At 44.4% G+C, this 10,452-nt stretch carries 9 protein-coding genes and 1 riboswitch; of the genes, 1 reads left to right on the top strand and 8 read right to left on the bottom strand.

The features are described 5' to 3' along the window. Positions 1 to 141: 141 nt before the first annotated feature. Genes BGP15_RS13995 through thiS form a run of 7 tightly spaced genes read right to left on the bottom strand, consistent with a single transcriptional unit; the run spans position 142 to position 6,014 of the window. Positions 142 to 849: a HesA/MoeB/ThiF family protein gene (locus tag BGP15_RS13995; RefSeq protein WP_286767069.1), complete on the bottom strand. Its 708-nt coding sequence runs from the start codon at positions 847 to 849 to the stop codon at positions 142 to 144. A gap of 4 nt (positions 850 to 853) precedes the next feature. Then, entirely contained in the window at positions 854 to 1,978 is a 1,125-nt protein-coding gene (gene thiH, locus BGP15_RS13990) for a 2-iminoacetate synthase ThiH (protein ID WP_286769881.1), read from the bottom strand. Between the two features lie 9 nt (positions 1,979 to 1,987). Beyond that, positions 1,988 to 2,758 (bottom strand): thiazole synthase, encoded by a 771-nt coding sequence (locus BGP15_RS13985; protein WP_286766878.1) that lies wholly within the window; start codon positions 2,756 to 2,758, stop codon positions 1,988 to 1,990. After that, the gene (thiE, locus tag BGP15_RS13980; protein ID WP_286769880.1) at positions 2,755 to 3,387 is read right to left on the bottom strand and encodes a thiamine phosphate synthase; all 633 of its coding nucleotides are present in this window, start codon (positions 3,385 to 3,387) and stop codon (positions 2,755 to 2,757) included. The genes BGP15_RS13985 and thiE overlap by 4 nt, the downstream gene beginning before the upstream one ends. Beyond that, the gene (locus BGP15_RS13975) at positions 3,333 to 3,950 is read right to left on the bottom strand and encodes a thiamine phosphate synthase (protein ID WP_112376242.1); all 618 of its coding nucleotides are present in this window, start codon (positions 3,948 to 3,950) and stop codon (positions 3,333 to 3,335) included. The genes thiE and BGP15_RS13975 overlap by 55 nt, the downstream gene beginning before the upstream one ends. Next, positions 3,947 to 5,761, bottom strand: a complete 1,815-nt coding sequence (gene thiC / locus BGP15_RS13970; RefSeq protein ID WP_286769879.1) for a phosphomethylpyrimidine synthase ThiC — start codon at positions 5,759 to 5,761, stop codon at positions 3,947 to 3,949. The genes BGP15_RS13975 and thiC overlap by 4 nt, the downstream gene beginning before the upstream one ends. Positions 5,762 to 5,807: 46 nt before the next feature. Next, the gene (gene thiS, locus BGP15_RS13965) at positions 5,808 to 6,014 is read right to left on the bottom strand and encodes a sulfur carrier protein ThiS (RefSeq protein ID WP_286769878.1); all 207 of its coding nucleotides are present in this window, start codon (positions 6,012 to 6,014) and stop codon (positions 5,808 to 5,810) included. A gap of 60 nt (positions 6,015 to 6,074) precedes the next feature. Continuing rightward, a riboswitch (TPP riboswitch) is annotated at positions 6,075 to 6,170 on the bottom strand. 159 nt (positions 6,171 to 6,329) lie between these two features. Between thiS and BGP15_RS13960 the strand changes: the two genes are divergently transcribed. Then, positions 6,330 to 8,972 carry an alpha-L-rhamnosidase gene (locus tag BGP15_RS13960; RefSeq protein ID WP_286769877.1) on the top strand — a complete coding sequence of 881 codons (2,643 nt, stop codon included), beginning with the start codon at positions 6,330 to 6,332 and terminating at the stop codon, positions 8,970 to 8,972. 66 nt (positions 8,973 to 9,038) lie between these two features. Here BGP15_RS13960 and BGP15_RS13955 read toward each other — a convergent pair whose 3' ends face one another. Beyond that, entirely contained in the window at positions 9,039 to 10,451 is a 1,413-nt protein-coding gene (locus BGP15_RS13955; protein WP_286769876.1) for an aminotransferase-like domain-containing protein, read from the bottom strand. Position 10,452 lies beyond the last annotated feature (1 nt).

Here is a 10,452-nt window from a genome sequence, read left to right as displayed (position 1 = left end):
ATCGTAAAGTTGACATTTAAGCTTGCTAATATATAAACTAAAATTAGCAAATTTTGTTTGTCTGCTTTTGTTTTAAAATAAATTTTTGAGCTCTTTTAAAGCGTTCTATCTCTTTTTGCGGAACGCCTTCCGAAATAATCCTTAGAAGGAGAGTTTCGAAAAACGCCAATGGAATGTGTCAACAACCGTTAACTGGTTGCTGTCTACGGGTAATCCGGTTACTATTTTAAGCACCTGCATGGCCATCATACTGCCGATAATACCGGGTAAAGGACCCAGCACCCCATTTTTATCGCAATTTGGAACCTGTTCCGGATCGGGGGGCGTTGGAAAGATATCCAATAGGTTTTTACTACCCTGATAGTTAAAGACAGCCAGCTGTCCTTCAAAACCATAGATGCTACCGTACACCAAAGGTTTATCGAGTTGTAGGCACGTATGATTAAGCAGGTAGCGTGTCGGAAAGTTATCACAGCAATCGACAATGATATGATAGGGAGCGAGCAATGCTAGCGCGTTGTCTGCATCTATTTTTACCTGAAAGGGCTCAAAATCAATTGTGCTATTGTGCTGCAGTATATAGGCTGTGGCACTTTCTGTTTTTGCCTGGTGTATATTATCTTCGGAATGAATGATCTGTCTATTTAGATTGTGGATTTCAACCCTGTCAAAATCAACCAGGCCAAGTTTCCCTATACCGGCCGCGGCTAAATATTGAACGACAGGGCTCCCGAGTCCGCCCGCACCGACGACCAATACCTTGGCATCCATAATCTTCCGTTGTCCGGCAACGCCGATCTCTTCAATAAAAATCTGTCTGCTATAGCGATCAAAAATGTTATTTTTCATGTATTTAACGTACTATACCGGCATAATTGCTCTCCCAGTCTTTCATCACTGGAGAATAGCCCATCTTTCGGATTTGATTTTTTATTGTTTCCATATCTCTTTCATCACTTACTTCAAATTGTTCCAAAGCTTGCGGATCAACAACATAGCCTCCCGGATTGGTCTTTGAAGCGGCACTCATGGTCGTTACGCCAATAGGTATGATATGATCCCTGAAGGTTTCGTTCTCTCGGGTGGAAATGGAGATTTCTAAATTTTCATTCCACAGGCGGTATGCACAGATCAACTGCAGTAGATCGCGGTCTGCCAAATGAAAATTTGGCTTAACAGAACCTGCGGCTGGTCGCAGGCGTGGAAAGGAAATCGAATAGCGTGTTTGCCAATATCGTTTTTGTAAATAGGCGATGTGTGCCGCGGTGAAAAAGCTGTCCACCCGCCAGTCCTCCAGCCCAAGTAATACGCCCAGTCCGATTTTATGGATTCCCGCCCGGCCTATACGGTCAGGCGTATCCAAACGATAATCAAAATTGGACTTTTTTCCTTTCGGATGATATTGTTTGTAAACTTCGCGATGGTAGGTTTCCTGATAGACCAATATTGCATAGACTCCGGCTGCCTGCAGTAATCGGTACTCGGATTCTTCCAATGGCTGTACTTCAATGGATATCTGTGAAAAATGAGGTTTTAAAAGCCGAATAGCATTTAGGAAATAAGTGATCTCGACAGTTTTGTTGGCTTCTCCGCTGACCAGTAAGATATGATTGATTCCCATGGCTTTGAGCGCCATTGCTTCCAGTAATAGTTCGGTGTTGCTCAGTGTTTTGCGTTTGATTTTATTGTCCATGCTAAAACCGCAATATGTACAGATGTTTTGGCACTCATTGCTCAGGTAAAGCGGGGCATAGAGCTGTATGGTTTTACCGAAACGACGTTGCGTGATTTGTTGGGTTTTTTGTGCCATTTGCTCCAGATATGGTGCTGCAGCCGGTGAGATGAGCGCTCTAAAGTCAGAGAGCGTTAAATGGTCTTTTTCTAACGCATGTTGTACATCCTGATCGGTAGCGTCATAAATCTGTGCATGGACCTCATCCCAGGAGTATTCATCGCGTATCATTTTGAAATCTGTCATAGTGAATTATCAGTCAAATAAAAATGAAGTTAGGGGGCTCGAAGCGATTGCGTGGGAGCCTATCTTTCCCAATCCGGCCTCATAAGCTTTCCGTCCAGCGATAACGGCCTCTCTGAAAGCTTCGGCCATACGTATCGGATTATTAGAGACTGCAATTGCCGTATTGACAAGCACCGCATCAGCTCCGATTTCCATGGCTTTAGCGGCATCGGAAGGCGCTCCGATTCCAGCGTCTACGACCACTGGGACATTACTTTCCTCAATAATAATTTCGAGAAAGTCCAAGGTACGCAGCCCTTTATTGCTTCCAATAGGGGCACCTAAAGGCATAACGACAGCTGTGCCTGCATTTTCTAAACGTTTACAAAGTACCGGGTCTGCGTGAATATAGGGCATGACGACGAAACCCAATTTAGCAAGTGATTCGGTTGCGCGTAAGGTTTCAATAGGATCGGGCAGCAGATAACGTGGGTCGGGATGAATTTCCAATTTCACCCAGTTTGTTTCCAGTGCTTCGCGAGCAAGTTGAGCCGCAAGTACTGCTTCTTCAGCTGTTCGTGCTCCCGAAGTATTGGGAAGCAAATGGATTGCCGCCAGATCGAGCGCGCTGATGAGGCTGTCGTCTGAGCCGGTCTGGTCGATTCGTTTGAGGGCGACGGTGACCAATTGGGAAGCCGAAGCCACAATGGCATCGCTCATTTCCGTGAGATTACCGAATTTGCCCGTACCGAGAAATAATCTGGATTCAAATACGCGATCGGCTATATGTAGGTTGCTCATAGTAAAATTTTATTGATGGATGAAACAATGTTTGGAGTCTTGGTTACGATTCCCGAGAGTGCTACACCGTAGACGCCAATTTCTAATAGATGTTGGATATCTTCAAGTTGGCTTATACCGCCAATTGCGAATATTGGAATAGGGGTTAGGCCTTCTCGGCGGACTTGTTGGATGATGTTTTCATATCCTGCAATCCCCAGTAGGGGACTTAGTTTTTGTTTTGTCGTGGTATAGTTGAATGGCCCGAGCCCGATATAGTCACAATGTTCACTTATTCTTTGCTTTACATTGGCAAAGCTATTGGCTGTACCGCCGATTATTTTTCCTGCACCCAATAGGTGCCGGGCAGCTGCTACACTGCAGTCGTCCAGTCCCAAGTGCACCCCATCAGCGTCTACAGCCGCTGCAAGCGAAGGATGGTCATTGATGATACAGCTGGCACCAAATTCGGAACAAGCCTGCCTGATCTCTTCGGCGAGCGCATGAAGATCTTTTTCCTCGGCTTCCTTCCATCGGATCTGTATCCATTTGGCCCCAGCATCCAGCGCTTTCAGCATGTTGTTTTTTTGTTCCCTTATAGTTTTACCTTGTGAGATATATTGGAGTCTTTCCATAGTTTTTGTTTGCATGCAATAAAATTTTGAATAGGATCCCGATGTTTCCATAAAGTGCCATATAAGGCAATTCCATCTGCACCTTGCTGCATCGGAATAAGACAGTTGTCTTGGTTTATCCCTCCAAGACCGATGAGACGAACAGCAAAGTTGGCGCGTGACGGGAGTTGACCTAGTCTTGCATTATGCGTTCCATACCCCACTTTTGAGATGCTCGGAAATAATGGACTGAAAAAAGCATAGGCCCAACGTTCATCAAGGCTATTGAATTGATCAATATCATGCACAGATGTTGAACAGATTGTTGTAGGCCCCAGTTGATTTGCAGATTCATGCAGTCTACTTTTATCGTTCAGGTGGATTCGTGCAATCCCAAGCTCAGCCGATAGATGCGCATGTGAGTGTAGAACCAATCTGTCGCGGTATATAGGAGCTATAGTTTCTATATATCGCGACATTTGTAAGTCTGTAAAATGATACTTACGCAAATGCAGAATATCAAGACCTTCTTTAAACAACGCTGCTATAATCGCCTGTTCAGAACGGATTGTTTCTGCTGCTGTCAATGCAATAATCATGAATAGATCTCTTTTCCTTGTGCGATGAATTCCTGTGATTTTTCCAGCATCCCCTGGGCGGCACTATCCCTGATTTCCTGCGTTATTTTCATCGAGCAAAATTTGGGACCGCACATGGAGCAGAAGTGCGCAACTTTAGCCGCATCTGCCGGCAATGTTTCGTCATGATATTCCCGTGCGGTATCTGGATCAAGGGAAAGGTTGAATTGATCTTCCCATCTGAATTCGAATCTGGCTTTACTCAAGGCGTTATCACGATATTGTGCACCAGGGTGTCCTTTGGCTAAATCGGCCGCATGGGCAGCTAGTTTATAGGTGATTACACCATCTTTGACATCTTTTTTATTTGGTAGACCCAGGTGTTCTTTGGGGGTAACATAGCAAAGCATTGCACAGCCATACCAACCGATCATAGCCGCTCCAATGGCGGATGTGATATGGTCATAGCCTGGAGCAATATCTGTTGTTAATGGACCTAAGGTATAAAATGGCGCTTCGTCACAACAGGCCAATTGCTTGTCCATATTCTCTTTGATCAATTGCATAGGAACATGTCCTGGCCCTTCGATCATCACCTGAACATCATGTTTCCAGGCGATTTTGGTGAGTTCGCCCAGGGTTTCGAGCTCCGCAAATTGAGCTGCATCGTTTGCATCTGCAATAGCTCCGGGGCGAAGACCGTCGCCAAGTGAAAAAGCCACATCATATTGTTTCATAATTTCGCATATTTCCTCAAAATGGGTATAGAGAAAATTTTCTTTGTGATGAAAAAGACACCATTTGGCCATGATAGAGCCGCCTCTGGAGACAATTCCAGTAACTCGGGATGCCGTGAGATGGATATAACGAAGCAATACGCCGGCGTGTATGGTAAAGTACGAAACACCCTGTTCGGCCTGTTCAATCAAGGTATCTTTGAATATTTCCCAGGTAAGATCCTCGGCCACCCCCTTTACTTTTTCGAGCGCCTGATAGATCGGTACTGTACCGATTGGGACTGGCGAGTTACGGATAATCCATTCGCGGGTTTCGTGAATATTTTTGCCAGTGGATAGATCCATGATGGTATCAGCCCCCCAACGACAGGCCCATACCGCTTTCTCAACTTCTTCCTCTATGCTTGAACTTACGGCACTATTGCCAATATTGGCATTGATTTTAACAAGAAAGTTGCGTCCGATAATCATGGGTTCACTTTCAGGGTGATTAATATTATTGGGTATGATCGCTCTTCCGGCGGCGATTTCTTCACGGACAAATTCTGGTGTAATAGCTTTATTATGTGTTCTCGCACCAAAGTTTTGCCCCCGATGCTGATGATCCATTCCAGGGGTACTAGCTTCCAACTGCTCAATACGTTGGTTTTCTCGGATAGCAACATACTCCATTTCCGGGGTAATGATGCCTTGCTTTGCATAATGTAATTGGGTGACATTCTTGCCGGCGGAGGCTACTTTCGGTTTGTGGCTATAGGCAAATCGGAGTTCGTCCAACGTTGGATCAGAAAGTCGTTTTTGTCCATATTCAGAGCTGATGCCAGCCAACTGTATGACATCCTGACGATCCAAGATCCACTGCTCGCGAAGGCGAGGGAGTCCTTTGCGGATATCGATATGGATGGTGTCATCTGTATAAGGCCCAGAAGTATCATAGATTGTTACCGGCGGATTAATTTCGATCTGTCCATTCGTTAATTTGGTTGGGCTCAAGGAGATTTGACGCATAGCGACTTGAATAGGAAATAGTTTTCCGGCTACAAAAATTTTCTTTGCATTTGGAAAGGGGGATTGCGTAATTGTTTCAGCTGTCATTTTTTCTGTATTGTGGTGAATTACTCGGTTGATTTTTTTTGAAAGGCTAGCCGCCTTGAGATGCAGTGATTAAGATAATCTGATCATAAGGTTTAAGTGTTGTCGTACCCCAGTCCTTTTTGGGGATGACTTGGTTGTTGATGGCTACAGCCACGCCCTGGGTTTTGCCAGATAATTCCAAAAGTAACAAGTCTTCTAGTGAAGTAAGTGCGGGATCGAAAAATCGAATTTGATGGTTTATTGTAAGTTCCATTCCTTATTTTTTTTTGGTAAAACTTTAGGAATGGCTACACAAAGGCGCAGCAATGCACCTTGTAGACAGCTCACTTTTCCCTACGCCAGTATGATCCGGATCAGGTTCTAAGGGTAAAATCTCAGTCTGCATGAGCAGACACCCCTAAAGTTGCGACTAATATAAGGTTATTTTTATGAAAGTTGCAAGAATTTATTTTGCTGCCTGAGGTATATCGTGCAGGAAAGTACAGGTCACCATGTGGAAAATATTTGATATATTAGATTTTTAAATCAGCTAAAACAATTTAACAACCACCAAGAATAGTATCTTTTCATGCGTAGGATTTTATTGACAATACTGTTGTGTATAACGAACAGCACTTATGCCCAACCTAAAAGCAACTGCATCGCGGTACAGTTGACATGCGAACATCTGGTCAATCCATTGGGTATCGATGCAACCCAGCCGAGACTTAGCTGGCGACTTGAGGACCAACGTAGTGGTGCGGTACAACAGGCTTATCAGATCCTTTTAGGGCAAGATTCGCTGGCACTACTGAAGGAGACGAAAAATAGCTGGGATAGTGGCAAACAGCTCAGCTCGTCCATGTTAGTGACCTATAACGGCGCACAGTTAAAGCCAAAGACCACGTATTTCTGGAAGGTTAAAGTATGGGATAAGGATGGTATATCAACAAGTTCTAAAATAGCATCGTTCGAAACTGGAATGATGGGAATGGACCTTTGGAAGGGAAAATGGATTAGCGACAATAAGGATATTCATGCGCGAGAAACGCCTTATTTTAGAACAGAATTTAAGATAAATAAGCCGATAAAGTCTGCACGCGCGTATATTGCCACAGCAGGGCTATATGAACTTTCCATGAATGGTCAACGCGTAGGAGACCATCGCCTGGATCCAATGTATACTCGATTCGACCGGCGTACATTATATGTCGTGACGGACGTAACCCAGCAGCTCCAACAAGGAGAGAACGCTATTGGCGTTGTTTTGGGGAATGGCTGGTATAATCACCAACCACTGGCGGTTTGGAACTTTGATAAAGCACCGTGGCGGGCCCGACCAACATTCTGTTTAGAGCTGAAAATCGTCTATACAGATGGTACAGTAGAAACTATTGTTTCAGATAAGCAGTGGAAAACAGCTTCGGGACCAATTACTTATAATAATATTTACACTGGTGAGCATTATGATGCAAGACTGGAAATACCCAACTGGGACAAACCTAAATATGATGATTCAACTTGGCAGGTTGTTCAGTATAGAAATGCGCCATCTGCACATATCGTTTCCCAACAGATGGTACCGATTCGGCTCGTGAAGTCCTATAAGCCCAAATCAGTGACAAAGATAGACCAACGTACTTATGTTTTCGATATAGGCCAAAATATGGCTGGGATTACAAAAGTTAAAGTCAACGGAGCTGCAGGGACTATGCTACGTATCAAGCATGGTGAACGATTGTCGGCAGATGGGCGTCTTGACCTGTCCAATATTGATGTTTATTATCGGGGCGATAAGGAAAAGGAGCCCTTTCAAACGGACATTCTTACCTTAAGCGGTCGTAATGATGAGTTTATGGCAAAGTTCGGTTACAAAGGATTTCGTTACGTCGAAATTAGTAGTAGTGCGGCAATTGCATTGGATAGTTCGGCTGTGACCGCTTATTTTATGCATAGTGATGTGCCCGCCATTGGACAGCTCAAGACGTCATCAGCGTTGGTCAACAAACTATGGGAAGCGACCAACAATGCCTACTTGTCCAATTTGATGGGCTATCCGACAGACTGTCCGCAGCGCGAAAAGAACGGTTGGACAGGGGATGGGCACCTTGCGATTGAAACAGCTTTGTACAATTTTGACGGGATAACAGTTTATGAAAAATGGATGGCGGATCATCGTGATGAGCAACAGGAGAACGGTGTCTTACCCGATATTATTCCAACTGGGGGATGGGGTTATGGTACAGCGAATGGTTTGGATTGGACAAGTACCATTGCCATCATTCCCTGGCAGATCTATCAGTTTTATGGAGACCCACGTGCATTAGAAGAATGCTATCTTAATATCAAACGCTATGTGGATTATGTCGACGGAATCAGCCCATCTGGGTTGACAACTTTTGGGCGTGGAGACTGGGTGCCAGTGAAGTCACAGTCGAATCTGGAGTTGACCTCCTCGGTTTATTTTTATGTGGATGCGACCATCTTGGCTGCTACGGCTAAATTGTTTGGATACACAGCAGATCAACAAAAATATGAACTGCTGAGCAGAAAAATTAAGACGGCCATCAACGCTAAATTTTTAGATGCTTCCAAGGGTATTTATAGCAATGGAACACAGACTGAACTGAGTGTTCCACTCTATTGGGGTGTGGTACCTGACGAAATGAAAGCCCGGGTTGCAGCCAACCTGAATAAGAAAGTGGAAGAGACCAACTTTCACTTAGATGTAGGAGTATTGGGTGCAAAAGCATTATTGAATGCGTTAAAAGATAACGGTTATGCAACGACAGCCTATAAGGTTGCGGTACAAGATACTTATCCGTCTTGGGGATGGTGGATTGTAAATGGCGCAACAACATTGTTGGAGAACTGGGATTTAAAAGCAACCCGTGATATTTCAGACAACCACATGATGTTTGGCGAAATCGGTGGTTGGTTTTTTAAATCTATCGGCGGGATTCTGCCAGATCCTAAACAACCTGGATTTAAACATGTGCTCTTAAAACCCATCTTCCCCCAGGAACTGAAAGAATCTTCTATTTCTTATGATTCACCCTACGGTAAAATTGTTTCCGAATGGAAGTTAAAGGATAAAAAGATTGTTTATGATATCCAAATACCCGCAAATGCCACGGCGACATTTTATCCGCCGGATAATGTTAGCATTAGCAGTAGGGATGTCGTCCAATTGGACGCTGGTAAACATAGGCTGGAGCTGGAACTCAAGTAATCATAGGCTCCGATCTGTTGTTTCATTGCCCCGAACGTTGGTATTATGCTCTTATCATGTTATGTATTAGAGTGCTTTTGTAAGTTTACCGAGCTGTTTTAATTTTAAAGCGAGTTCATTGCTCCAGGGTAAACCAATACAGAGACGCATGCAATGGTGAAATTGATCCTGTAAGGTGAAAATCCGCCCCGGTGAAATGCTGATCTGTAGTTTAAGCGCATAGTTATATAGCTTGCCTGTATCGATGTGTTTTGGAAACTCGACCCATAGGGCAAGTCCACCCTGTGGACGGCTAATTTTAGTGCCTTCCGGAAAATGGTCCGAAATGATGGCAGCGTAGCGCTGGTAGTTTTCCGTTAATGATCTACGAAGTTTACGCAGGTGGTTTTCATACTTTCCGGTTAATAGAAAATTTCCAACCGCCTCATTGATGATCGCCGTAGATGACAGGGAATGGATCAGTTTTAGTTTGATAATCTGTTCTTTGTATTTTCCAGGAGCAACCCATCCGACACGGAAGCCTGGAGCCAACGTCTTTGAAACGGATCCACACCAGAGGACATTGCCATCCCGGTCAAAAGATTTGCAACATTTGGGGCGTTGGGTGCCAAAATGGAGGTCGCTGTAGGTGTCATCTTCGATTAGCGGAATTTGGTGTTTTGACAGCAATGCCACAATTTCCCGCTTGTGCTCATCAGGCATGCAATAACCCAAAGGGGTGTTAAAATTGGGGACCAGTAAACAGACTTTAATTTGGGGCAACAGATTTTTGAGGGCTTCAATGTCTATTCCTATGATGGGGTCCGTAGCTATTTCCAGCACCTTAAGCCCTAGACTGACGGCAAGTTGGAGGATACCCGGATAGCAGGGGCTTTCCAGAGCCAGTGTATCTCCAGGTTTGGTTAAGGCCATCAGACACAAAACTAAAGCATTCATACAGCCGTTGGTGGTAACGACATCATCTTCATTTAGATTTCCACCCCAGGCCAATGAACGTACGGCCACCATACGACGTAATTTTATATTGCCTTGCAAGGGTTCATATGCTGTGCCACCATCGCTGAGCTCCCGTGTAGCGAGGACGATTTCTTTTTTTAATTTTGCGGTAGGTAGGAGACTTCCGGAAGGAACACCGATTGAAAATAAGGTTAAGTCCCGACGTCCCATGGTTGAATACACCTTATTCATCAATTGATCCGGTTCTCTGTTGTTGGCGATTGGAATAGGTTGACTGGCTGCCGCCAACGGAAGTTGCAAATAGTTTGGAGGACTAACGAAGTAGCCGGATTGGGGCTTGGACTGTATAAGAGAACGTTCTTCCAACGCTAGAAATGCCCTTTTTGCGGTATTTATACTGATACCGTGTTCAGCGCTTAGGTTCCTCACCGAAGGTAGTTTTTCGCCAGCTTTTAAGACGCCTGATTTAATCTTATTGGCAATATTGTCTGCTATTTCATTATACAAATAATCTTTTTTCATC

The sequence above is a fragment of the Sphingobacterium sp. 40-24 genome (assembly GCF_001899705.1).
Lineage (GTDB): Bacteria > Bacteroidota > Bacteroidia > Sphingobacteriales > Sphingobacteriaceae > Sphingobacterium > Sphingobacterium multivorum.
The sequence above is the reverse complement of the archived record's forward strand: the minus strand, read 5'-3'. Positions and strand labels throughout refer to the sequence as shown.